At 66.7% G+C, this 22,795-nt stretch carries 22 protein-coding genes; 19 read left to right on the forward strand and 3 right to left on the reverse strand.

Going from position 1 to position 22,795, the window contains the following annotated elements; all coding sequences use genetic code 11:
• The first annotated feature begins 18 nt into the window (after positions 1 to 18).
• From ftsW to dnaE, 12 genes are all read left to right on the forward strand, one after another.
• Positions 19 to 1,164 carry a putative lipid II flippase FtsW gene (ftsW, locus tag ASF06_RS17385; RefSeq protein ID WP_235501061.1) on the forward strand — a complete coding sequence of 382 codons (1,146 nt, stop codon included), beginning with the start codon at positions 19 to 21 and terminating at the stop codon, positions 1,162 to 1,164.
• On the forward strand, positions 1,161 to 2,237 hold the full coding sequence (locus tag ASF06_RS17390) for a UDP-N-acetylglucosamine--N-acetylmuramyl-(pentapeptide) pyrophosphoryl-undecaprenol N-acetylglucosamine transferase (protein ID WP_055950019.1): 1,077 nt from the start codon (positions 1,161 to 1,163) through the stop codon (positions 2,235 to 2,237). Before ftsW ends, ASF06_RS17390 begins: the two co-directional genes overlap by 4 nt.
• Before the next feature lie 64 nt (positions 2,238 to 2,301).
• Positions 2,302 to 3,714: a UDP-N-acetylmuramate--L-alanine ligase gene (murC, locus tag ASF06_RS17395; protein ID WP_055950113.1), complete on the forward strand. Its 1,413-nt coding sequence runs from the start codon at positions 2,302 to 2,304 to the stop codon at positions 3,712 to 3,714.
• Positions 3,711 to 4,832: an FtsQ-type POTRA domain-containing protein gene (locus tag ASF06_RS19270; RefSeq protein ID WP_082501049.1), complete on the forward strand. Its 1,122-nt coding sequence runs from the start codon at positions 3,711 to 3,713 to the stop codon at positions 4,830 to 4,832. The genes murC and ASF06_RS19270 overlap by 4 nt, the downstream gene beginning before the upstream one ends.
• A gap of 168 nt (positions 4,833 to 5,000) precedes the next feature.
• A complete protein-coding gene (ftsZ, locus tag ASF06_RS17405) occupies positions 5,001 to 6,185 on the forward strand; it encodes a cell division protein FtsZ (protein WP_055950022.1) in 1,185 nt (394 codons plus the stop codon).
• Entirely contained in the window at positions 6,182 to 6,853 is a 672-nt protein-coding gene (locus tag ASF06_RS17410; RefSeq protein ID WP_055950025.1) for a YggS family pyridoxal phosphate-dependent enzyme, read from the forward strand. The genes ftsZ and ASF06_RS17410 overlap by 4 nt, the downstream gene beginning before the upstream one ends.
• Before the next feature lie 41 nt (positions 6,854 to 6,894).
• The gene (locus ASF06_RS17415) at positions 6,895 to 7,383 is read left to right on the forward strand and encodes a cell division protein SepF (protein ID WP_055950028.1); all 489 of its coding nucleotides are present in this window, start codon (positions 6,895 to 6,897) and stop codon (positions 7,381 to 7,383) included.
• Positions 7,384 to 7,390: 7 nt separating this feature from the next.
• Positions 7,391 to 7,699, forward strand: a complete 309-nt coding sequence (locus ASF06_RS17420) for a YggT family protein (RefSeq protein WP_055928464.1) — start codon at positions 7,391 to 7,393, stop codon at positions 7,697 to 7,699.
• Positions 7,700 to 7,826: 127 nt separating this feature from the next.
• Positions 7,827 to 8,477: a DivIVA domain-containing protein gene (locus ASF06_RS17425; protein WP_055928467.1), complete on the forward strand. Its 651-nt coding sequence runs from the start codon at positions 7,827 to 7,829 to the stop codon at positions 8,475 to 8,477.
• Positions 8,467 to 9,042 (forward strand): signal peptidase II, encoded by a 576-nt coding sequence (gene lspA / locus ASF06_RS17430; protein WP_055950031.1) that lies wholly within the window; start codon positions 8,467 to 8,469, stop codon positions 9,040 to 9,042. The genes ASF06_RS17425 and lspA overlap by 11 nt, the downstream gene beginning before the upstream one ends.
• Positions 9,042 to 9,965 (forward strand): RluA family pseudouridine synthase, encoded by a 924-nt coding sequence (locus ASF06_RS17435; RefSeq protein ID WP_055950034.1) that lies wholly within the window; start codon positions 9,042 to 9,044, stop codon positions 9,963 to 9,965. The genes lspA and ASF06_RS17435 overlap by 1 nt, the downstream gene beginning before the upstream one ends.
• Positions 9,966 to 10,081: 116 nt before the next feature.
• On the forward strand, positions 10,082 to 13,549 hold the full coding sequence (dnaE, locus tag ASF06_RS17440) for a DNA polymerase III subunit alpha (protein ID WP_055930659.1): 3,468 nt from the start codon (positions 10,082 to 10,084) through the stop codon (positions 13,547 to 13,549).
• A 3-nt stretch (positions 13,550 to 13,552) separates the two neighbouring features.
• Here the strand turns inward: dnaE and ASF06_RS17445 are convergent, their stop codons facing one another.
• Positions 13,553 to 14,092 carry a flavin reductase family protein gene (locus tag ASF06_RS17445; protein ID WP_082501051.1) on the reverse strand — a complete coding sequence of 180 codons (540 nt, stop codon included), beginning with the start codon at positions 14,090 to 14,092 and terminating at the stop codon, positions 13,553 to 13,555.
• An 81-nt stretch (positions 14,093 to 14,173) separates the two neighbouring features.
• Between ASF06_RS17445 and hisD the strand changes: the two genes are divergently transcribed.
• The 3 genes from hisD to ASF06_RS17460 are packed head-to-tail and all read left to right on the forward strand — an operon-like array spanning position 14,174 to position 17,029.
• Positions 14,174 to 15,490 carry a histidinol dehydrogenase gene (hisD, locus tag ASF06_RS17450; RefSeq protein WP_055950036.1) on the forward strand — a complete coding sequence of 439 codons (1,317 nt, stop codon included), beginning with the start codon at positions 14,174 to 14,176 and terminating at the stop codon, positions 15,488 to 15,490.
• Between the two features lie 10 nt (positions 15,491 to 15,500).
• A complete protein-coding gene (gene nrdR, locus ASF06_RS17455; RefSeq protein WP_055950040.1) occupies positions 15,501 to 15,989 on the forward strand; it encodes a transcriptional regulator NrdR in 489 nt (162 codons plus the stop codon).
• Positions 15,989 to 17,029, forward strand: coding sequence for a quinone-dependent dihydroorotate dehydrogenase (locus ASF06_RS17460; RefSeq protein WP_055950043.1), 1,041 nt, complete (start codon positions 15,989 to 15,991; stop codon positions 17,027 to 17,029). Before nrdR ends, ASF06_RS17460 begins: the two co-directional genes overlap by 1 nt.
• Here ASF06_RS17460 and ASF06_RS17465 read toward each other — a convergent pair.
• Both ASF06_RS17465 and ASF06_RS17470 read right to left on the reverse strand, forming a co-directional pair.
• Positions 17,026 to 17,457, reverse strand: coding sequence for a YdeI/OmpD-associated family protein (locus tag ASF06_RS17465; protein ID WP_055950048.1), 432 nt, complete (start codon positions 17,455 to 17,457; stop codon positions 17,026 to 17,028). The two genes, ASF06_RS17460 and ASF06_RS17465, sit on opposite strands and share 4 nt — an antisense overlap.
• Before the next feature lie 40 nt (positions 17,458 to 17,497).
• Positions 17,498 to 18,067 carry a DUF3043 domain-containing protein gene (locus ASF06_RS17470; protein ID WP_055928485.1) on the reverse strand — a complete coding sequence of 190 codons (570 nt, stop codon included), beginning with the start codon at positions 18,065 to 18,067 and terminating at the stop codon, positions 17,498 to 17,500.
• A gap of 46 nt (positions 18,068 to 18,113) precedes the next feature.
• On the opposite strand from ASF06_RS17470, the gene ASF06_RS17475 reads away from it, so the two are divergent.
• From ASF06_RS17475 to ctaD, 4 genes are all read left to right on the forward strand, one after another.
• On the forward strand, positions 18,114 to 19,544 hold the full coding sequence (locus tag ASF06_RS17475) for a dipeptidase (protein WP_055950051.1): 1,431 nt from the start codon (positions 18,114 to 18,116) through the stop codon (positions 19,542 to 19,544).
• A 109-nt stretch (positions 19,545 to 19,653) separates the two neighbouring features.
• Positions 19,654 to 20,016: an iron-sulfur cluster insertion protein ErpA gene (erpA, locus tag ASF06_RS17480; protein ID WP_055950054.1), complete on the forward strand. Its 363-nt coding sequence runs from the start codon at positions 19,654 to 19,656 to the stop codon at positions 20,014 to 20,016.
• A gap of 160 nt (positions 20,017 to 20,176) precedes the next feature.
• Positions 20,177 to 21,046 (forward strand): aa3-type cytochrome oxidase subunit II, encoded by an 870-nt coding sequence (gene ctaC / locus ASF06_RS17485; RefSeq protein ID WP_055950057.1) that lies wholly within the window; start codon positions 20,177 to 20,179, stop codon positions 21,044 to 21,046.
• Positions 21,047 to 21,058: 12 nt separating this feature from the next.
• Complete coding sequence (gene ctaD / locus ASF06_RS17490) at positions 21,059 to 22,795, forward strand: aa3-type cytochrome oxidase subunit I (RefSeq protein WP_055950060.1); 1,737 nt, start codon at positions 21,059 to 21,061, stop codon at positions 22,793 to 22,795.

The following is a 22,795-nucleotide window of genomic DNA, read 5'->3' on the forward strand; positions in this document are numbered from 1 at the left end:
AGAAGCGCCCGCATCTCATTGGGTCGCGCGTTCCAACCAGAATCGCGAAGCTACTTCCTCCTTCTCGGCACGACGCTCTTCCTCCTGCTCTTCGGCCTGGTCATGGTTCTCTCGTCGAGCTCGATCTCGTCGTACGCGGGATCGCAGGGCTCCTTCGGCGTCTTCTGGCGCCAGGCCGTCTTCGCCATCGTCGGCGTGCCGCTGATGCTGGTCATCTCGCAGCTGCCCGTGCGCTTCTGGCGGCGCTGGGCCTGGCTTCCCCTGGTCACCGGAATCGCGCTGCAGCTCCTGGTGCTCACGACGCCCCTGGGCATCGAGGTGGGCGGCAACCGCAACTGGATCGGAATCGGCGGCTTCAACGCGCAGCCGTCCGAGCTGATCAAGGTGGGGCTCGTCGCCTGGCTCGGCGTGATCCTCGCGAAGAAGGAGCCGTACCTCGGTCGTTGGGGCCACGTGCTGATCCCTGCGCTTCCTGTCGCGGGCCTCGGCATCTTCGTCGTAATGCTGGGCGGCGACCTCGGAACCGTGATGATCATGACCGCCCTCGTCTTCGGGGCCCTGTTCTTCGCCGGCGTCAGGCTGCGCATGCTGGTGATCCCCGTCATCATCGGCCTCGTTCTCACGGTCATCATCGCCCTGTCGAGCTCGTCTCGGCTCTCCCGCATCGAGAACTTCCTCGGCATCGGGTCGGGCGACCAGTCTGGTTTGTCGTACCAGAACCAGCACGCCGACTGGGCCATGGCCGCCGGCGGGGTGTTCGGAGTGGGCCTCGGCAACAGCAAGGCCAAGTGGCTCTGGCTGCCCGCTGCCGACAACGACTTCATCTTCGCGATCATCGGCGAGGAGCTCGGCCTCGTCGGCGCCATCGTGGTGCTGGCTCTCTTCGTGGTGCTGGCGGTCTCGTTCCTTCGGATCGTGAGGTCCTCCACCGATCTCTTCTCGCGGGTCGTCACGGGATCGGCGATGGTCTGGATCATCGGGCAGGCCTTCGTCAACATCGCCGTGGTGCTGCAGGTCATCCCCGTCCTCGGCGTGCCCCTGCCGCTCATCTCCTCGGGAGGCTCGGCCCTCGTGACCACCCTCGTCGGCATCGGGCTCGTCCTCTCCATCGCGCGGCAGCGCGACCTGATGGCCGACGCGCCCGCCGAGAAGGCGACCCGATGACCACCTACCTTCTTGCGGGAGGGGGCACGGCGGGTCACGTGAACCCCCTGCTCGCCACCGCCGACGAGGTGAGGCGTCGCGAGCCCGAGGCGACGATCATCGTCGTCGGCACGGCCGAAGGCCTCGAGGCGAGGCTGGTGCCGCTCCGCGGTTACGAGCTCGTCACCATTCCGCGGCTTCCGTTCCCTCGCAGGCCGAGCGGGGCTGCCCTGACCTTCTTCCCCCGCCTCCTCGGCGTCGTCGAGCAGCTTCGCTCACTCATCGTGGAGCGGTCGGTCGACGTGGTCGTGGGATTCGGCGGCTATGCGGCCGCACCCGCCTATCTCGCGGCCCGACGCGCACACGTTCCCGTCGTCATCCACGAGGCCAATGCCCGACCCGGCCTGGCGAACAAGCTCGGTGCGCGGTTCACGCCCTATGTCGGCGTGGTCTTCGCCGGCACGCCCCTGCCGCATGCCACGCTCACCGGGCTGCCGCTCCGGCGTGAGATCTCCCGGCTCGACACGGCCGCGATGTCCGCCACCGCGCGCGACACCTTCGGTCTGGCGCGCGACGTGCCTGTGCTCCTCGTCACCGGAGGATCGCTCGGCGCGCAGAGGCTCAACCACACGATCCGGGATGCCTACGGCTCGGTCCTCGACGCAGGGTGGCAGATCCTGCACATCTGGGGAGACAAGCCCGACCTGGTCGATCCGGGTGTCGACGGGTACAGGGTCGTGCGGTACTCCGACCGCATGGACCTCGCCTTCGCCGCCGCCGACCTGGTCGTGGCAAGGGCGGGGGCTGCCACAGTGTCGGAGCTGGCCGTGCTCGGCCTGCCCAGTGTTCTCGTGCCCTATCCCGTAGGAAACGGCGAGCAGAAGGTCAACGCGCACGATCTCGTCGAGGCGTATGCGGCGATCCTGGTCGACGACGCGCGGTTCACGCCGCAGTTCGTCGACGGCGAACTGCTCAGCCTGCTCGCCGACCGGGCGCGGATCACGGGGATGGCCGATGCCGCCCGCAACGTCGGCATAGCCGACGGCGACGCGCGGCTGGTCGAGCTGATCCGTCGCGCGCTGGCGAGAGCGTAACCTTGTCATCTGAACCGGCTGCACGCCGTGTCCGGTTCCGTTCGAAGAGATGAGCCCCAGCACCGTGATCAAGCCAGACCTCAGCCAGCAGATACCCGCCGAACTCGGATCGGTGCACTTCGTGGGAATCGGCGGGTCGGGCATGAGCGGCATCGCGCGACTGATGATCGAGGCGGGCCTCCGGGTCTCGGGTTCCGACGCGAAGGAGTCGAAGGGCACTCGCGCTCTCCGCGATCTCGGCGCCACGATCAACATCGGGCACGCCGCCGAGAACCTGGGCGATGCAGACACGCTCGTGGTCACGAGCGCCCTCTGGCCCGACAACCCGGAGTATCTCCTCGCCAAGGAGCGGGGCATTCCGGTGCTGCACCGCTCCCAGGCCCTCGCCTGGCTCGCGGGCCGTCACCGCCTCGTCGCCGTCGCCGGAGCCCACGGAAAGACCACGTCGACGGGAATGATCGTGACCGGCCTGATCGAGCTCGGCCAGCAGCCCAGCTTCGTCAACGGGGGAGTCATATCCGCGCTCGGCACCAGCTCCGCGAGCGGAACAGGCGACATCTTCGTGCTCGAGGCCGACGAGTCCGACGGCTCCTTCCTGCTGTACGACAAGGCCGTCGCGCTCATCACCAACGTCGATCCCGACCACCTCGACCACTACGGTTCCGTTCAGGCGGTCGAGGACGCGTTCGTGCGGTTCGCCGACGAGGCATCCGAGCTCGTCGTGATCTCGGCCGACGACGCCGGCGCGGTCCGCGTCTCGGAACGACTCGACGCCCGTCGGGTGCTCACCTTCGGTGAGAGCGACGGCGCCGACGTGAGGCTCCACTCGGTCGAGACGGGCGACGTGGTCGCCTTCCGCATCAGCTATCTCGGCGAGGACTACGCGGGCACGCTGCTCGTGCCGGGGCGGCACAACGCGCTGAATGCCGCGGGCGCCTTCGCCGTGCTGGTGGGGATGGGCTTCGAGGCCTCTCAGATTCTGGATGCCGTGGGCCGGTTCGGCGGAACCGGTCGCCGGTTCGAGCTGCACGACACGGTGCGGGGCGTCAGCGTCTACGACGACTATGCGCACCACCCGACCGAGGTCGCCGCGGCTCTGACGGCGGCGCGCACGGTCGTGGGCGGCGGACGGATCATCGCCGTGCACCAGCCGCACCTCTACTCGCGTACGCAGCTGATGGCCGCAGAGTTCGCGGAGACGCTCGAGCGCACGGCCGACTTCACGGTCGTGCTCGACGTGTGCGGCGCCCGCGAAGACCCCGTTCCCGGTGTCACGGGCGCACTCGTCTCCGAGAGGTTCGAGGATCCCGCCGCCGTGCGCTACATCGCCGACTGGCAGCAGGCCGCCGATTTCACGGCGTCGATCGCGCGAGAAGGCGACTACGTCGTCACGCTCGGCTGCGGTGACGTCAACCTCATCGTGCCGCAGCTGCTCGAGGCCCTGGCCCGCGAGACCCAGGCGCCGCCCGCGGCATGAAACGACCTCCTGGCGTGACCCCGCCGCCCGCCGGGCCCCCTCCCGCCGAGACGCCGCCCGCCTCGAACGATGGGCGTTCCACGCGGCGTCGGCCCCCCGTGGTCCGGCGTCCGAAGCGCGAGAACGCGTCGGACGTCGACGCGATCACCGAGCCCATCCCCGTGATTCCGTCGGCGACCTCAGCAGCGACGATCACGGAGAGGCCTCTCCGCGACCTGCCTGCGCTGCCCGACGTGTCGACCGGCCCGCTCGGCGAGGCGCCCGGCGGCAGCGGGGGAGGAGACGGCGACGACGACCCGGCGTCGAAGCCGTGGTGGCTCACCCGTCGCACCGACCCGACCGTCGAGTCGGCGCACGAGGCGCAGAAGAACCTCGCCCATGCCGAGAGGCGCCGGCGGAGGTACGAACGTGCCGAGGCCCGACGCTTCACGCAGGGCACCCGCACCCGCCGTCGCAAGTACCTGATCGCCCTCGCCGGCACGGTCGCCCTCGTGCTGCTCGTCGTGCTCACGGCGTATTCGCCCCTGCTCGCCGTGCGCACGATCACGGTGGAGGGCGCATCCCGCGTCGATGCGGCCGCCGTGTCGGCCGCCCTCGACGATCAGCTGGGGCGCCCCCTGACACTCGTGGACTTCGGCGAGGTGAAACGCACGCTCGAGACCTTCCCGTTGATCCAGAGCTATGTCACCGAGGCCAGGCCGCCCGACACACTCGTCGTGCGGATCGTCGAGAGGCGGCCCGTGGTCACCGTCGCCGTCGACGGCGCCTTCACCCTGGTGGATGCCGCCGGCGTGGTCGTCGAGACCACCCCGGAACGGGCTGCGGGCTACCCGATCATCGACACGGCCGCGACGCCTGTCGACTCGCCCGGCTTCGCCGCGGCGAGCTCTGTCCTGCTCGCCCTCACTCCCGAGTTCCTTGCCCAGGTCGACTCGGTGAGCGCCCCGACCCCGGACTCCGTGACCCTGGCGCTGACGAGCGGCCAGCGTGTGGTGTGGGGCAGCGCCGAGGACTCGGCCCTCAAGGCACGCATCGTGGCGAGCATGATCTCGAATCCGGGCATTCCGAACGTCACCGAATACGACGTCTCATCGCCCGAGGCCCCGATCACCCACTGATCGCGAACGATTCGCCCGGCCCGCGTCGCTTTCGTCCGGCAGTTCGCGACACGCGGGGCCTGTGGAGAGGCAGGACACGGCGATCCCCTTAGGTTCGAAACAAGAAATGCATACTCGATATAACTTTAAGTCTCAGCTAGAGGTTTAGGGTTCCAGCGGAGGCCGGACGTGACAACCAACCAGAACTATCTCGCAGTCATCAAAGTTGTCGGAATCGGCGGCGGTGGCGTCAACGCCGTCAACCGCATGATCGAGCTCGGACTGCGCGGTGTCGAGTTCATCGCCATCAACACCGACGCCCAGGCGCTGCTGATGAGCGACGCCGACGTCAAGCTCGACGTCGGCCGTGAGCTCACGCGCGGCCTCGGCGCCGGTGCCGACCCCGAGGTGGGCCGACGAGCCGCAGAAGATCACGCGGAGGAGATCGAGGAGGCCCTGTCCGGCGCCGACATGGTCTTCGTCACCGCGGGCGAGGGCGGCGGAACGGGAACGGGTGGAGCGCCGGTCGTCGCGCGCATCGCCAAGTCCATCGGCGCGCTCACAATCGGTGTCGTCACGAAGCCCTTCGGCTTCGAGGGCAAGCGTCGCGCGTCGCAGGCCGAAGACGGCGTGGCGACCCTCAAGAACGAGGTCGACACCCTCATCGTCGTTCCCAACGACCGGCTTCTCGAGATCAGCGATCGCGGCATCAGCATGCTCGAGGCGTTCTCCACGGCAGACCAGGTTCTGCTCGCGGGCGTGCAGGGCATCACCGACCTGATCACCACCCCCGGCCTCATCAACCTCGACTTCGCCGACGTGAAGAGCGTTATGCAGGGTGCCGGATCCGCCCTCATGGGCATCGGCTCCTCCCGTGGCGCCGACAGGGCCATCAAGGCCGCCGAGCTCGCCGTCGCATCTCCGCTTCTCGAGGCCAGCATCGAGGGCGCCCACGGTGTGCTGCTGTCGATCCAGGGCGGATCGAACCTCGGAATCTTCGAGATCAACGACGCCGCCAAGCTCGTTCAGGATGCCGTGCACCCCGAGGCGAACATCATCTTCGGTGCGGTCATCGACGACACCCTCGGCGACGAGGTGCGCGTCACGGTCATCGCCGCGGGCTTCGACGGGGGAGACGCCACCGAGCAGCGGCGGGGCAGCTTCGTCGCTTCGGCAGACGAGAAAGACCCCTACGGCCCCGGCGGAACCGCCATCTCCACCCTGGCGCCGGTGCGCCACGCCGAGGAGCCTGTAGAGACTCCGGCTCCGGCATGGTCGCAGACGGGCGAGCACCACCTCACGGGAGCCGTCGCCTTCGATCCCGCGTCGGAGGACGACGACACCGACCTGGACGTCCCCGACTTCCTCAAGTGACCCTCGCGTCGAGACTCTTCGAGGTCACCGATCGGGTCGCGCAGGCCGCGACCCGATCGGGCAGGAGTGCGCACGACCTCACGATCATTCCCGTCACGAAGTTCCATCCTTCGACTCTCATCCGGGAGCTGCACGGCCTCGGCATTCGGGATTTCGCCGAGAACCGGCATCAGGAGGCCCGCGACAAGGCGGCCGAACTCGCCGACCTCGAAGACCTGCGGTGGCATTTCGTCGGGCAGCTGCAGGGCAAGAAGGCCCGCCAGGTGCGCGCCTATGCCCACATGATCCATTCCGTCGATCGGGCTTCGCTGATCGACGCCCTCGCCTCCGACGACGCCGAGACCCGGGTGTTCCTCCAGGTCAACCTCACCGACGATCCCGCACGCGGGGGAGTCGCTGCGGGCGCCCTCGACGAACTCGTCGAGCACGCCCTCGCCGCCCCGGGCATCCGGCTCGAGGGTCTGATGGCGGTCGCGCCCATCGGAGCCGACCCCCGCGCGGCCTTCGCGCGCGTGCGTGAGCTGTCCGATCGCATCCGGCGCGTCGCGCCCGACGCCGTCTCGCTTTCCATGGGCATGTCCGCCGATTTCGAGGAGGCCATCGCCGAAGGTGCGACACACCTACGAATTGGTACCGCAATCACGGGAAATCGGCCGACGGACGGTTAATCTTTCGACTAGGCACCTGAACCACATACCGGAGGAACACAATGGCCAACCCGCTTCGCAAGACGATGGTGTACCTGGGCCTGGCGGACGAAGAGCTGGAGTACGAAACTCCTGCCCCCGGTCCCGTCGCCCCGGTTCCCGCCCCCCAATCCCACTCAGCTCAGACGCACGCCGCACCTGCCGCAACGCGAGCACCGGTGACTCCGTTGCGCAAGACGCACATCCAGAAGAACGTGGCACCCACTGAAATGAACGAGATCCTCACTGTTCACCCCAAGCAGTACAAAGATGCCCAGGTCATCGCCGAAAACTTCCGCGAGGGCATTCCGGTCATCATCAACCTGTCGCAGATGACGGATGCCGATGCGCGCCGCCTGATCGACTTCGCCGGCGGCCTCTCGCAGGGTCTGTACGGCAAGATCGAGCGCGTCACGAGCAAGGTCTTCCTGCTCTCGCCGTCGCATGTCTCGGTCTCGGGCGACACCACGACAGACACTCGTGCGGAGTCTTCCTTCTTCGTCCAGTCATAATTGAAGAGTGGGTTCACTCGTCATCATCATCGCGTCGGTCGCGTATTACGCGCTGCTCGTCTACTTCTTCCTCATGTGGGGGCGCTTCGTCCTGGATCTCGTGCAGAGTTTCCAGCGATCCTGGCGCCCGGCGGGGTTCGTTCTGTTCGTCGCCGAGGTCGCCTACACAGTCACTGATCCGCCGATCAAGTTCTTCCGGCGCATCATCCCGCCCCTCAGGCTCGGCCCGGTCGCCTTCGACTTCGGCTGGAGCATCGTGATGCTGCTCGTCATCATCGCCATGTCGATCCTGAACTTCGTCAGGTATTCGGTGTAGCTCGTTGTAGGGTGTGTCATGCACAATCGAGACACGTGCGACGAGGGCCTTCCTGCCCAGCGCCGTGTTTATTGCTAGCGTTGGTTAGCGATATCCCGTTCGTCAAAAGTAATAAAGGTGGAAGAACATGGCGTTAACTCCAGAAGACGTTGTTAACAAGCGCTTCGCGCAGACCAAGTTCCGCGAGGGCTACGACCAGGACGAGGTCGATGACTTCCTGGACGAGGTCGTCGTAGAACTCCGTCGACTGACCCAGGAGAACGAGGAGCTTCGCGCTCAGCTCTCCTCCGGCGGATCCGCCCCCTCGGCGGCCGTCGACGCGCCCGTCGTGGCCGAGCCCGTTGCCGACGAGCCCGTTGTTGCCGACGAGGTCGTGCCCGAGCCCGTGGCCGCCGCACCGGCCCCCGTCGCCGCTCAGCCGACCTCGGTCGAAGACGACGCGGCCTCGACCACCAACCTGCTCCAGCTCGCGCGCCGTCTTCACGACGAGCACGTCAAAGAGGGTGCCGACAAGCGCGATGCGCTCATCGCCGAGGGCCACGCGACGGCAGCACGCATCGTCGCCGAGGCCGAGACGAAGCAGCGCAACGACCTCGCCCGCCTCAATCAGGAGAAGGCCGGCATCGAGCACCGCATCGACGAGCTGCGTTCGTTCGAGAAGGACTACCGCGTGAAGCTCAAGAGCTACATCGAGGGCCAGCTCCGCGAGCTCGACTCCTCAGGCACCGAGGGCGGATCCAACTCCGCCGCACCGAGCTACACCGGCTTTGGAGGCTAGGACTGCCGCGAAGGCCAGTCCCAGGGTCCTGATCGTCCTGGTTCTCGTTGCAATCGCTGCGTTAATCCTCGATCAAGGCTCCAAGTACCTCGTTGTCACAACGCTGAAACCGGATGAGGTCGTCCCTGTGCTGGGCGACCTCCTCCAGTTCCAGTTCGTCAAGAACCCGGGCGCTGCCTTCTCCATCGGCAACGCCTACACCTGGATCTTCTCGATCCTCGCCTCTGCGGTCACCGTCTTCATCGTGTGGTTCGCACGGCGCATCCGCTCTCTCGGCTGGGCCATCGTGTTCGGCCTGCTGCTCGGCGGAGTGCTCGGCAATCTGACCGACCGCCTGTTCCGCGAGCCGGGCTTCGGAATCGGCCATGTCGTCGACTTCCTCCGCATCCCTCTGCTGCCCGCGATCTTCAACATCGCCGACACGGCCATCGTCGTCAGCATGGGGCTCTTCCTCATCCTGACCCTTCGCGGGGTCGGTCTCGACGGGTCACGGCCCGTTCGCGCCGACGACGACGGCGCCGAGCTCGAGGAGTCGCCCGCGACTCGACCGGGCGAGAACTCCTGATGGCGGAAAGCCGTTCATTCCCGGTTCCGGACGGCCTCGACGGCTCCCGAGTCGACGCCGCACTGGCGAAGATGCTCGGATTCTCGCGCACCTTCGCGGCCGAGATCCTCGATGCGGGCGGAGTGACCATCGACGGTGCTGCCGTCGGCAAGTCCGACCGTCTGCGGGCCGACTCGTGGCTCGAGGTCACGTGGAGCCCGAAGACCGAGGTGCAGATCGTTCCGATCGACGTGCCAGACCTCGGAATCGTCTATGACGACGACGACATCGTGGTGATCGACAAGCCGGTCGGCGTCGCCGCCCACCCGTCCGTCGGCTGGACCGGACCGACCGTTCTCGGCGCGCTTGCCGGTGCAGGCTTCCGCATCTCCACGAGCGGCGCCTCCGAGCGCGCGGGCATCGTTCATCGTCTCGACGCCGGCACGAGCGGCCTGATGGTCGTCGCGAAGAGCGAAGACGCCTACACCTGGCTCAAGAAGGCTTTCCACGACCGCGAGGTCGACAAGATCTACCACGCCGTCGTGCAGGGTCATCCCGATCCGCTGGCGGGCACCATCGATGCTCCCATCGGGCGCCACCCGCGGTCCGACTGGAAATTCGCGGTGACCGCGGCCGGCAAGCCGAGCGTCACCCACTACGAGACCCTCGAGGCCTTCCCCTCGGCGTCGCTTCTCGAGGTCCACCTCGAGACCGGCCGCACTCACCAGATCCGCGTGCACATGGCCGCGCAGAGGCACCCCTGCGTCGGCGACTCCATGTACGGCGCCGATCCGACGATCTCTGCGCGCCTGGGGCTGACCCGGCAATGGCTTCATGCCAAGCGGCTCGGATTCGTGCATCCGCGAACCCGCGAGTACGTCTCGTTCGAGTCGCAGTACCCGCTCGACCTGCAGCACGCGCTCGACATTCTCCGAGCCGACTGAGGTCCTCCGTCGGGGGAGCCGTCGTAAACTTGAGTCCTCTCACCCAGCTGTAGTCGGAGTTATCTGTGCCTTCCCACGATTCATTCGTTCACCTCCACGTGCACAGCGAGTACTCGATGCTCGATGGTGCGGCGCGGGTGAAACCGTTGATCGAGGCGGCTGTCGAACAGGGCATGCCGGCTGTCGCCGTGACCGACCACGGAAACGTGTTCGGCGCTTTCGACTTCTGGAAGACGGCGACCGAGGCCGGCATCAAGCCGATCATCGGAACCGAGGCCTACATCACACCGGGCACGGCTCGCGGTGACAAGACCCGTGTCAAGTGGGGCGGTCCCAACTCCGGTCGTGACGACGTGTCCGGCTCGGGTGCGTACACCCACATGACGCTGCTCTCCGAGACGACGCAGGGCATGCACAACCTGTTCCGCCTGTCGTCGCGGGCCTCGATCGAGGGCTACTACTTCAAGCCGCGCATGGACCGCGAGCTCCTGAGCATGTATTCCACGGGACTCATCGCGACCACCGGATGCCCGAGCGGCGAGATCCAGACGCGCCTGCGCCTGGGTCAATACGACGAGGCGCGCAAGGCCGCGAGCGACTACCGCGACATCTTCGGCAAAGAGAACTACTTCGCCGAGATCATGGATCACGGCCTCGGCATCGAACGCCAGATCATGCCCGACCTGCTCCGCCTGGCGAAGGAGCTCGACCTTCCACTCGTCGCAACCAACGACTTGCACTACACGCACGCCCATGATGCGACGAGTCACGCCGCCCTGCTCTGCGTGCAGTCAGGGTCGACGCTGTCAGACCCCAACCGCTTCAAGTTCGACGCCGACGAGTTCTACCTCAAGTCGGCGGCGGAGATGCGGCATCTGTTCCGCGACCACCCCGAGGCCTGCGACAACACGCTGCTCATCGCCGAGCGCTGCGAGACCGTCTTCAACACCAGTGCCAACTACATGCCGCGGTTCCCGGTGCCCGAGGGCGAGACCGAAGACACCTGGCTGGTCAAAGAGGTCGAGACGGGTCTCGCCGCGCGCTACCCGAACGGCATCCCCGCCGACGTGCGCGAACGCGCCGAGTACGAGACCGGCGTCATCCTGCAGATGGGATTCCCCGGCTACTTCCTCGTGGTCGCCGACTTCATCAACTGGTCGAAGAAGAACGGCATCCGTGTCGGCCCCGGCCGTGGATCGGGCGCCGGATCCATGGTGGCGTACGCGATGAACATCACCGACCTCGACCCGATCCGCCACGGGCTGATCTTCGAGCGGTTCCTCAACCCCGACCGCGTCTCCATGCCCGACTTCGACGTCGACTTCGACGACCGTCGCCGCGGCGAGGTCATCAGGTACGTCACCGAGAAGTACGGCGACGAACGGGTCGCCCAGATCGTGACCTACGGAACCATCAAGGCGAAGCAGGCCCTCAAGGACTCCTCCCGCGTGCTCGGCTTCCCCTTCGGCATGGGCGACAAGCTCACCAAGGCGATGCCGCCGCCCATCATGGGAAAGGACATCCCCCTCTCGGGCATCTTCGATTCGAAGCACCCGCGCTACAAGGAGGCCTCGGACATCCGCGCGGTCATCGAGAGCGACCCGGAAGCCAGGACCGTGTTCGACACGGCCGTCGGCATCGAGAACCTCAAGAGGCAGTGGGGTGTCCACGCCGCCGGCGTCATCATGTCGAGCGAGCCCCTGATCGACATCATCCCGATCATGAAGCGGGAGCAGGACGGCCAGATCGTCACCCAGTTCGACTACCCGGCGGCCGAGGCCCTCGGCCTCATCAAGATGGACTTCCTGGGGCTCCGGAACCTCACGATCATCGACGACGCGCTCGACAACATCCAATCGAACCGGGGTCACCGTCCCGTCCTCGAGGATCTCGAACTCGACGACGTGCCCTCCTACGAGCTCCTGGCCCGCGGCGACACCCTCGGAGTCTTCCAGCTCGACGGTGGCGCGATGCGCTCCCTCCTCAGGCTCATGAAGCCCGACAACTTCGAAGACATCTCGGCCGTGCTCGCGCTGTACCGGCCCGGCCCCATGGGCGCCGACTCCCACACCAACTACGCGCTCCGCAAGAACGCGCTGCAGCCGATCACGCCCATCCATCCCGAGCTCGAGGAGCCCCTCTTCGAGGTGCTCGGAACCACCTACGGCCTGATCGTCTATCAGGAGCAGGTCATGTCGATCGCCCAGAAGCTCGCCGGCTTCACGCTGGCCCAGGCCGACCTCCTGCGCCGCGCGATGGGCAAGAAGAAGAAGTCCGAGCTAGACAAGCAGTTCGAGGGCTTCTCCGCGGGCATGAAGGCGAATGGCTACTCGATGGCCGCCGTCCAGACGCTCTGGGACATCCTGCTGCCCTTCTCCGACTACGCGTTCAACAAGGCGCACTCCGCCGCGTACGGCGTGGTCTCCTACTGGACCGCCTACCTCAAGGCCCACTATCCCGCCGAGTACATGGCCGCGCTTCTCACGAGCGTCGGCGACTCGAAAGACAAGATGGCCATCTATCTCAACGAATGCCGTCGCATGAACATCAAGGTGCTTCCGCCCGACGTCAACGAGTCGATCGGATTCTTCGCGGCCGTGGGGGAGGACATCCGCTTCGGTCTCGGCGCGGTGCGCAACGTCGGGTTCAACGTGGTCGACGGAATCAAGGGTGCCCGGGAGCAGAAGGGCCGCTTCGAGTCGTTCCACGATTTTCTGCGCAAGGTCCCCCTGCCCGTCACGAACAAGCGGGCGATCGAGTCGCTGATCAAGGCCGGCGCCTTCGATTCGCTCGGATCGTCGCGCCGCGCACTCATGGAGATCCACGAGGATGCGGTCGAGAGCGCGGTCAGCGACAAGAGGGCCGAGGCCAACGGCCAGGTCGGATTCGACTTCGACAGCCTCTGGGACGAACCGCAGACCGAGAGCCAGGTGCCCGAGCGTCCCGAGTGGACGAAGCGCGACAAGCTCGCGTTCGAACGCGAGATGCTCGGCCTCTATGTGTCCGACCACCCCCTCGCCGGCCTCGAGATCCCTCTGGCGAAGCACGCCTCGACCTCGATCACCGATCTGCTCGCGAGCGAGCACACTCAAGACGGCGACCAGGTGACGGTCGCGGGCCTGATCACGAACGTGCAGCACCGCACGGCCCGCAACAGCGGCAACCAGTACGGCATGATCCAGATCGAGGACTTCGGCGGTGAGGTCACGGCCATGTTCATGGGCAAGTCCTACCAGGAGTTCGCGCCAGCGCTGACGAACGACTCCATCGTCGTCGTGCGGGGGCGCGTGAGCATGCGCGACGACGGACTGAACCTGCACGCCTTCAGCCTGTTCTCGCCCGACCTCGGCCAGGCGGGCGGTTTCGGCCCGGTCGAGATCTCCCTCACCGAGGCGCGAGCGACCACAGACACGGTCAAGGCGCTGAACGACGTGCTCATCCGTCACTCGGGCGACACCGAGGTCAGGCTCAAGCTGGTCAAGGGCCAGACGGCTCGTGTGTTCGAGATCCCCTACCCGGTGCGCGTCTCGGCCGACCTCTACGGAGAGCTCAAGTCCCTTCTCGGGCCGAACTGCCTCGCCTGACGGCTACGCGTGATCGCCGAGCAGCCGGTAGGAGCGCTCGTGATACAGCAGGGCCTCGTCGTCGTCGCCGAGGCCGCCCTGCTCGATCTGAACGGCGACGACCGCGTTGTTGTGCAGCGGCAGGCGCCCGATGATCCGGCCCACCATCCACGCGGTCACGTCATTGAGAACCGGCAGGCCGTGCGGTCCCCGGTGCCAGTGATCGCCCGCGAAGCGCAGTGAGTGGTCGCCCGACATGATCTCCGCCACCGGACGGTTGCGCGAACCGAGCATGTGGATGGCGACGAACTCGGTCTCGGAGATCGCGCGCCAGGCGCTGGCCGAGCGGGCCATGTTGAAGGTCGCCATGGGCGGCACCGCTGAGAGCGACGACAGCGACGTGGCGGTGAAGCCAACGGGATCGCCCTCGGGGGAGAGTGCCGTCACCACGGCCACACCGGCGGCGTGGCGACGGAACGCCTGCTTGAAGGCCAGGAGGTCGTCTGGAGTCTGCGGCTGGCTGGGTGTCGCCTCGGGGGCGTCGGGCTTGGTGGTATCGGTCACGCATTCCTCCAACGCGGCACAGAGTGCGGGCTATTCCCCGAGGAGAGGACACCGGGGAACGGCTAATACAATGAACAGGCCATGATTCAGACGATCGACCTCCGAGGTCACAAGCCTAGCCCTTCCGAACTCAGCGACCTGGTGCCTCGTTCGCTGACCGATGTGTCGGTCGCGCAGCTCGCCGCGCAGGAGTTGATCGATGATGTGGTCGCTCGGGGAGAGCTGGCGATCCTCGACCAGGCTGCGCGGTTCGACGGCGTCGCCCCGACGTCCATCCGTGTCTCCCAGAGCGAGATCGACGATGCCGTCGATCACCTCGACCCGGCGGTGCGCACGGCTCTCGAGTCGGCCATCGACAGGGTTCGCCAGGCCACGCGCGCCCAGGTTCCCCCGCCCACGACCACGACCCTCGGTCCGGGAGCGCTCGTCGAGCAGCGGTGGCAGCCCGTCGACAGGGTCGGTCTCTACGTGCCCGGCGGCAAGGCCGTGTACCCGTCGAGCGTTGTGATGAACGTGGTTCCCGCGCAGGTGGCCGGGGTCTCCTCTATCGCCCTCGTCTCGCCGCCGCAGAAGGAGTTCGGCGGCTCGGTGCACCCGACCATCCTCGGTGCCGCGGGTCTCCTCGGCATCACGGAGGTCTACGCCATGGGCGGTGCCGGTGCGATCGGCGCACTGGCCCACGGCATCCCCTCGCTCGGTCTCGACCCCGTCCAGGTCATCACCGGGCCCGGCAACGTCTACGTCGCCGCGGCCAAGCGCATCGTGCACGGGCGCGCGGGCATCGACTCCGAGGCCGGTCCCACCGAGATCCTGATCATCGCCGACGACACTGCCGACGCCTCGTTCGTCGTGGCGGACCTGGTGAGCCAGGCCGAGCACGACGAACTCGCCGCTGCCGTGCTCGTGACCGACTCGGCACGGCTCGCCGACTCTGTTCGGTCGCTCCTCGACGGCGCCGCCCGGTCCACGCGTCACGCCGACAGGGTTGCCGTGGCGCTCGACGGCGTGCAGTCGGCCATCGTGCTCGTCGACGACCTCGCGGCGGCGGCCGACTTCAGCAACGCGTACGGTCCCGAGCACCTCGAGATCCAGACGAGCGATCCCGACGCACTCCTTCCCGCGATCCACAGTGCCGGGGCGATCTTCCTGGGTGCGTACTCGCCCGTGAGCCTCGGCGACTACCTCGCCGGCTCGAACCACGTGCTCCCGACCGGGGGCCAGTCCCGGTTCTCCTCGGGGCTCGGCGCCTACACGTTCCTCCGTCCGCAGCAGGTCATCCGCTACGACAGCGCCGCCCTCCGCGACGTCAGCGGCCGCATCCACGCCCTCGCCGAGTCGGAGAACCTGCCGGCGCACGCCGAGGCCGTGGCCGCCCGTTTCTCATCCACAGACAGGTAGGCCTTCCCCCATGTTCTGCCCCTACTGCCGATACCCCGACTCCCGAGTCGTCGATTCGCGAACCACCGACGACGGCCTCGCGATACGGCGTCGGCGCCAGTGCCCTGAATGCGGCCGACGCTTCAGCACCACCGAGACCGCGAGCCTCAACGTGATCAAGCGCAGCGGTGTCGTCGTGCCCTTCAGCCGAGACAAGATCGTGAGCGGAGTGCGCAAGGCCTGCCAGGGTCGACCCGTCACCGACTCCGACCTGGCAATCCTCGCCCAGCGCGTGGAGGAGACAGTGCGCCTCTCAGGGGCCGCGCAGATCGAGGCGAACGACATCGGTCTCGCCATCCTCCAGCCTCTTCGAGAACTCGACGAGGTGGCCTACCTGCGCTTCGCGAGCGTGTACCAGGGCTTCGATTCGCTGGAGGACTTCGAGGAGGCCATCACCCTGCTGCGCGTCGAGCATGCGGCGTCACGCTCTTCCGATGAGAAGCAGGCGACGGTCGAGTGATGTATGCGCTCCTCTTCTCCCTTGTTCTGACGCGCCTCGACCCCGAACGTGCGCACCACCTCGCCTTCACGGTGATCCGCCTCATTCCGCGCCTCGGCATCGGCCGCATCGCGCGACGATTCACCTCATCGAGGTCGTCGCACGCGGTCAAGACCCTCGGCCTCGACTTCGCCACCCCGTTCGGACTGGCGGCCGGCTTCGACAAAGACGCGCGCGGCATCCAGGGCCTGGGCGCCCTCGGATTCGGGCACGTCGAGGTCGGCACCATCACGGCGCATCCCCAGCCGGGGAACGACAGGCCCCGCCTGTTCCGTCTCATCGCCGACCGGGCCGTTGTGAACCGGATGGGGTTCAACAACGGGGGAGCGGCCGAGGCCTCACTGCGGGTGGCACGGGCGACCGCTCATCCCGACCGGCCCGTGATCGGCGTCAACATCGGCAAGAGCCGCATCGTCGACGTCGACGACGCGATCGGCGACTACATCTCGAGCACACGGGCGCTAGCCCCGGTGGCCGACTACCTGGTCGTGAACGTCAGCTCCCCGAACACCCCGGGGCTGCGCGGGCTGCAGGAGATCGACAAGCTGGAGCCGCTCTTGAAGGCGGTCAAGACCGAGGCAGGCTCGACACCGCTGCTCGTGAAGATCGCGCCCGACCTCACCGACGACGAAGTAGAAAGAGTCGCCCGGCTCGCTGTCGACCTGGGCCTTGACGGCATCATCGCCACGAACACGACCCTCTCCCGCGAGGGCCTGCGCACAGACCCGACGATCGTGGCGGCAGCCGGCGCCGGTGGACTCTCGGGGGCACCCCTGGCGGTGCGATCCCTCGAGGTGCTGCGCCTCATCCGGGCTGTCGTTCCGGCAGAGCTCTGCGTGATCTCCGTCGGCGGCGTCGAGACGGCGCACGACGTGGTCGAGCGACTCCGAGCGGGAGCGACCCTCGTGCAGGGATACACCGCGTTCCTCTACCTCGGACCCCTGTGGGCGCGCCGCATCAATCGCGGGCTCGACACACTTCTCGCGGCTGAACGGGCCTAGCGGAGCTCGGCCAGCGCGGCGTCGACCCGGCGGAGGCGTGTGGCCTCGGTCTTCGCCGACTCGATCGACAGCACGATTCGGTTCTGATTGCCGTACGAGAGCCCGTCGAAGCGGGCCTTCGCGGCAGAGTCGCCGTCCAGAGCGCGGGCGAGGTCGGCCGGAACGGCCACCTCGCGGGGAGCGGTATCGGGCTCGAGAGTGACCTCGACCTCGTCACCGCCGGACACACCTGCCGCCTCACGGTTCGCCGCGCTGAGAGAGATCATCAGCCGGCCCTTGTAGGGCGCGACGCTGCTGCGATAGCTGTGGCCGCCCACGGTCACGACGACGGGGATCCTCCTCGCGGTTCCAAGTGCGGACATGACCTCGGCGGGAACCTCGATGCCGGTGTTGTTGCCGTCGAGAACGATGGTCGTGGTGAACTTCACAAGAACAGCCCTGTTCTGTCGCCTGGTCGAGACCCGCGGATCAGACCGGGTATTTGCCGCGCTTGACCTGCGGCTTCGGCAGGCGGAGGGGGCGCAACTGCAGGGCGCGCATGGCCGCGTACCAGCGCACACCCTTCTCGACGCGGTCGTCGCCGAACTTCGCCTTCAGCTTGCGCGTGACGAGCCAGCCGAGCAGCAGGCTGTCGGCCACCACGAGGACGACGAATGCGTAGAGGGCGAGCATCAGGGCCGTCTGAACGGTCGGGTTCGGAACGAGGGTCGCCAGAATGACGGCGAACATGACCGGGATCATGACCTCGCCGAGACTGAACCGGGCGTCGACGTAGTCGCGGATGTAGCGGCGCTGGGGGCCCTTGTCGCGGATCGGGAGGAACTTCTCCTCGCCGTTGGCCATGCCGATGCGGGCCCTGTCGCGAGACTCCTGCAGCTTCGCGCGCGACGCCTTGCGGGCCTCTTTGTTATCACCGGCGACGAGAGGACGCCTGTTCGCTGCCTCGCGCTCCTTGCGCGTCGGGGTTGCGTGACCCTTGCCGCTGAGCGGTGCGTCGTCGAGCTGCGCGTCGAGAGCGGGTGCTTTGTCTTTGGCCACGAGGTACGTCCTTGCCGAAAAGTGCAGAAGTATAAAGTTTACCTCTATGACTGAGAACACGGGCACGACCAATCCATCTCTCACCGAAGCGCAGCAGACGGTGCGCGAGATCGTCGAGCGCAACATGCCGGCATCCGTCTCGGACCTGACCGACCTCGTGCGCATTCCCTCGGTGTCGTGGGAGGCCTTCGACCGGTCGTTCGTCGCCCAGAGCGCAGCGGCGGTGGCCGCGCTGCTCGACGACACCGGAGCCTTCGACTCCGTCGTCGTCTCGCAGGCGGAGACGCCCGAGGGGGGTCTCGGACAGCCCGCCGTGCTGGCGACGAGGGCGGCGAAGAACGGACGCCCGACCGTGCTGCTCTACGCGCACCACGATGTGCAGCCCCCCGGCGACGAGGCCGATTGGCAGTCGGCGCCCTACGAACCCACGATTCGGGGCGATCGCCTGTACGGACGCGGCGCATCCGACGACAAGGCCGGCGTCGTGTCGCACATCGCGTCGGTGCGCGCCCTGGTCGAGGCGACGGAGAACGAGTTCGACCTGGGCCTGGTGGTCTTCATCGAAGGAGAGGAGGAGTTCGGCTCACGCTCCTTCGCAGCATTCCTCGACAAGCACCGCGAGCAGCTCGGCGCCGACGTCATCGTCGTCGCCGACTCCGACAACTGGAACGTCGACACCCCCGCCCTCACCATCAGCCTGCGTGGCAACGTCACATTCAAGCTGACGGTTCGCACCCTCGAGCACGCGTCGCACTCGGGCATGTTCGGGGGCGCGGCGCCGGATGCGATGCTCGCGGCCGTCCGTCTGCTCGCGTCGCTGCATGGCGAAGACGGGTCGGTCGCCGTCGACGGCCTCGTCGGAACGCAGGGCGGGACTCCGGAGTATCCCGAGAGTCAGCTGGCCGAGGAGGCCGGATTCCTGGAGGGAGTGCGGAGCGTCGGGCACGGTGCCATCCTGTCGCGGCTCTGGTTCCAGCCGGCCATCACGGTGACCGGAATCGACGCACCCAGCGTCGCGAACGCATCCAATACCCTTCTGCCCCAGGTGGCCGTGCGCATCAGCTCACGCATCGCTCCCGGACAGAAGGCGCACGACGCCTTCGCCGCCATCGAGGCGCACCTCCGTGCCCACGCGCCCTTCGGAGCGACGCTCGAGATCACCGACGTCGACCTCGGCGACGCGTTCCTCGTCGACACCAGCGGCTGGGCGGTACGCGAGGCCAAGGCGGCGATGAAAGACGGCTGGGGCGTCGACGCGGTCGACACCGGCATCGGCGGATCCATCCCGTTCATCTCCGATCTCTCCCGCGTCTTTCCCGATGCGCAGATCCTCGTGACCGGCGTCGAGGACCCCGACACCCGAGCGCACAGCCCCAACGAGTCGCAGCACCTGGGCGTCTTCAAGCGCGCGATCCTGAGTGAAGCCCTTCTTCTCGCGCGACTGAACGAAAAGACTCTCGCCCAGCTCTCGGAATGAAATCCGCCCGCGCACGGTTTGCGTGTTTAGACTGACCACTACCGACGTTCGTGAGCGGGTCTCCCGCGCACCGCGCCGCACGTGCTTTCCCGACTTCCTAGGAGCAGCCATGAGCGACACCACAATGACCCAGACCGAGGCGCCCAGCCACCGCGTGGGCGTCACCGACGCCGCCGCCGAGAAGGTGCGCAGCCTGCTCGTGCAGGAGGGCCGTGAAGACCTGCGCCTTCGCGTCGCCGTGCAGCCGGGCGGATGCTCCGGCCTCATCTACCAGCTGTACTTCGACGAGCGCCAGCTCGACGGAGACGCCGTCGTCGACTACAACGGCGTCGAGGTGATCGTCGACGAGATGAGCGTGCCGTACCTCGACGGAGCAACCATCGACTTCGAGGACACCATCCAGAAGCAGGGGTTCACGATCGACAACCCCAATGCCGGAGGAAGCTGCGCCTGCGGCGATTCGTTCCACTGAATGTTCGGGCCCCATGAGGCCCGGAAATCCGCTGTTCCTCAAGGGAGTCGCTGTCAAGCGGCTCCCTTCGTGGATTCAGGCGGGCGTGTTATGTCGAGTAGGCTAGGCCTCGGTTCTCTACACTTGTGGGTAGTTCCTTCCACAGTCTTCCGAAAGGTCACTGGTGCGCTCTCGACGTCTCCGCTGGGCCGCAATTCCCATTGCTGCCACCCTCGCATTCCTCCTTGCCGGCTGCACCCAGCAGCAGCTGCAGGGGTGGCTGCCCACCGAGCCCGGAACGACGAACAACGTCGACCGTGTGATCGGGCTCTGGGTCACGTCGTGGATCGTGCTCCTCATCGTCGGAGTCATCACCTGGGGCCTCACGCTCTGGGCGGTCATCGTCTACCGTCGTCGCCGCGGCCAGACGGGCCTCCCCGCCCAGCTGCGCTACAACATGCCGATCGAGATCTTCTACACGGTCGTTCCGCTCATCCTGGTGCTGGGCTTCTTCGCCTTCACCGCCCGTGACCAGTCGGCCATCGAGGCCAAGTACGACGACCCCGACGTCACGATCGCCGTCTACGGCAAGCAGTGGGCCTGGGACTTCAACTACGTCGACGAAGACGTCTACTCCGCCGGCATCCAGGGCCAGCCCGACCCCGACGACGCCCAGGGCAGCCTGGTCGAGTCCGAGATCCCCACCCTGTACCTGCCCGTGGGCAAGAAGGTCGAGATCCAGCTCGAGGCTCGCGACGTCATCCACTCCTTCTGGGTCATCGACTTCCTGTACAAGAAAGACATGATCCCCGGCAAGACGAACTACATGTACGTCACGCCGGAGCGCGAGGGAACGTACAGCGGTAAGTGCGCGGAGCTCTGCGGCGAGTACCACTCGCTCATGCTCTTCAACGTCAAGGTCGTCTCCCAAGACGAGTACGACACGTACATCCAGTCTCTGAAGGACGCCGGATTCAACGGCCAGCTCGGACACGAGTACGACAGAAATCAGAACCTCCCCGGCACGACGTCGCCCCGGGTAGCGGAGTAGGGGAACGTAACGATGACGACCACAGCCGTAGCGCCGACCACCGGTCAGACGCTCACCGACGGACAGTCCCGAAGCGCTGAGCGCAAGGGCAACGTGCTGGTCAAGTGGATCACCTCCACCGACCACAAGACCATCGGGTACATGTACCTGATCTCCTCGTTCATCTACTTCTGCCTCGGCGGAGTGATGGCCCTGGTCATCCGTGCCCAGCTCTTCGAGCCCGGCCTCGAGATCCTGCAGACGAAAGACCAGTACAACCAGCTCTTCACGATGCATGGCACGATCATGCTGCTCATGTTCGCGACGCCGCTGTTCGCCGGCTTCGCCAACGTGCTGATGCCGCTTCAGATCGGTGCGCCCGACGTCGCGTTCCCCCGACTCAACGCCTTCGCGTACTGGCTCTACAGCTTCGGCAGCCTCATCGCCGTGGCCGGGTTCCTCACCCCCCAGGGCGCGGCATCCTTCGGCTGGTTCGCCTACGCGCCGCTCTCGAGCGAGACGTTCACACCCGGCGACGGCGGCAACCTGTGGGTGATCGGACTCGGAATCTCCGGATTCGGAACCATCCTCGGTGCGGTCAACTTCATCACCACGATCATCACCATGCGCGCACCCGGCATGACGATGTTCCGCATGCCGATCTTCACCTGGAACATCCTCGTCACGTCGATCCTGGTCCTCATGGCGTTCCCCGTGCTGGCCGCGGCCCTCTTCGCCCTCGGAGCCGATCGCATCCTCGGGGCGCACGTCTACGACGCGGCCAACGGGGGAGTGCTGCTCTGGCAGCACCTGTTCTGGTTCTTCGGCCACCCCGAGGTCTACATCATCGCGCTGCCGTTCTTCGGCATCGTCTCTGAGGTCTTCCCCGTCTTCAGCCGCAAGCCGATCTTCGGCTACAAGACCCTGATCTACGCGACGATCTCGATCGCCGCCCTGTCGGTCACTGTGTGGGCCCACCACATGTACGTCACCGGTTCGGTGCTGCTGCCCTTCTTCGCCCTGATGACCATGCTCATCGCGGTGCCGACGGGTGTGAAGATCTTCAACTGGATCGGAACCATGTGGCGCGGTTCGGTCACGTTCGAGACGCCCATGCTCTGGGCGATCGGGTTCCTCATCACCTTCACATTCGGTGGACTCACCGGCGTCATCCTCGCATCGCCGCCGCTCGACTTCCACGTGTCCGACTCCTACTTCGTGGTCGCGCACTTCCACTACGTCGTCTTCGGCACCGTCGTGTTCGCCATGTTCAGCGGGTTCTACTTCTGGTGGCCCAAGTGGACCGGCAAGATGCTCAACGAGACGCTCGGCAAGTGGCACTTCTGGATGCTGTTCATCGGCTTCCACACCACGTTCCTGATCCAGCACTGGCTCGGAGTCGTCGGCATGCCGCGACGCTACGCGACGTACTCGCCCGACGACGGCTTCACGTCGATGAACCAGGTCTCGACGGTCGGTGCGTTCCTGCTCGCCGCCTCACTGGTGCCGTTCTTCCTGAACGTCTACATCACGGCCCGTCGCGCCCCGAAGGTCACGGTCAACGACCCGTGGGGCTACTCGCGCTCGCTCGAGTGGGCCACGTCGTGCCCGCCGCCGCGCCACAACTTCACGTCGATCCCGCGCATCCGCAGCGAGTCGCCGGCGTTCGACCTCAACCACCCCGAGGCGGGCATCCCCTTCGGAGTGGGCCCGGCGAAGGACGCGCCCGACGCACCGACGTACGACACGGCATCCGAGAAGGTGAAGTAA

Source organism: Agreia sp. Leaf244 (assembly GCF_001422695.1).
GTDB lineage: Bacteria > Actinomycetota > Actinomycetes > Actinomycetales > Microbacteriaceae > Agreia.

Excerpts from the sequence above, each read along its gene's own strand:
- ASF06_RS17390 (WP_055950019.1), top strand. The coding sequence starts at position 1,161 with ATGACCACCTACCTTCTTGCGGGAGGGGGCACGGCGGGTCACGTGAAC.
- ASF06_RS19270 (WP_082501049.1), top strand. The coding sequence starts at position 3,711 with ATGAAACGACCTCCTGGCGTGACCCCGCCGCCCGCCGGGCCCCCTCCC.
- ASF06_RS17415 (WP_055950028.1), top strand. The coding sequence starts at position 6,895 with ATGGCCAACCCGCTTCGCAAGACGATGGTGTACCTGGGCCTGGCGGAC.
- ASF06_RS17425 (WP_055928467.1), top strand. The coding sequence starts at position 7,827 with ATGGCGTTAACTCCAGAAGACGTTGTTAACAAGCGCTTCGCGCAGACC.
- ASF06_RS17435 (WP_055950034.1), top strand. The coding sequence starts at position 9,042 with ATGGCGGAAAGCCGTTCATTCCCGGTTCCGGACGGCCTCGACGGCTCC.
- dnaE (WP_055930659.1), top strand. The coding sequence starts at position 10,082 with ATGCTCGATGGTGCGGCGCGGGTGAAACCGTTGATCGAGGCGGCTGTC.
- hisD (WP_055950036.1), top strand. The coding sequence starts at position 14,174 with ATGATTCAGACGATCGACCTCCGAGGTCACAAGCCTAGCCCTTCCGAA.
- nrdR (WP_055950040.1), top strand. The coding sequence starts at position 15,501 with ATGTTCTGCCCCTACTGCCGATACCCCGACTCCCGAGTCGTCGATTCG.
- ASF06_RS17460 (WP_055950043.1), top strand. The coding sequence starts at position 15,989 with ATGTATGCGCTCCTCTTCTCCCTTGTTCTGACGCGCCTCGACCCCGAA.
- ASF06_RS17475 (WP_055950051.1), top strand. The coding sequence starts at position 18,114 with ATGACTGAGAACACGGGCACGACCAATCCATCTCTCACCGAAGCGCAG.
- erpA (WP_055950054.1), top strand. The coding sequence starts at position 19,654 with ATGAGCGACACCACAATGACCCAGACCGAGGCGCCCAGCCACCGCGTG.
- ctaD (WP_055950060.1), top strand. The coding sequence starts at position 21,059 with ATGACGACCACAGCCGTAGCGCCGACCACCGGTCAGACGCTCACCGAC.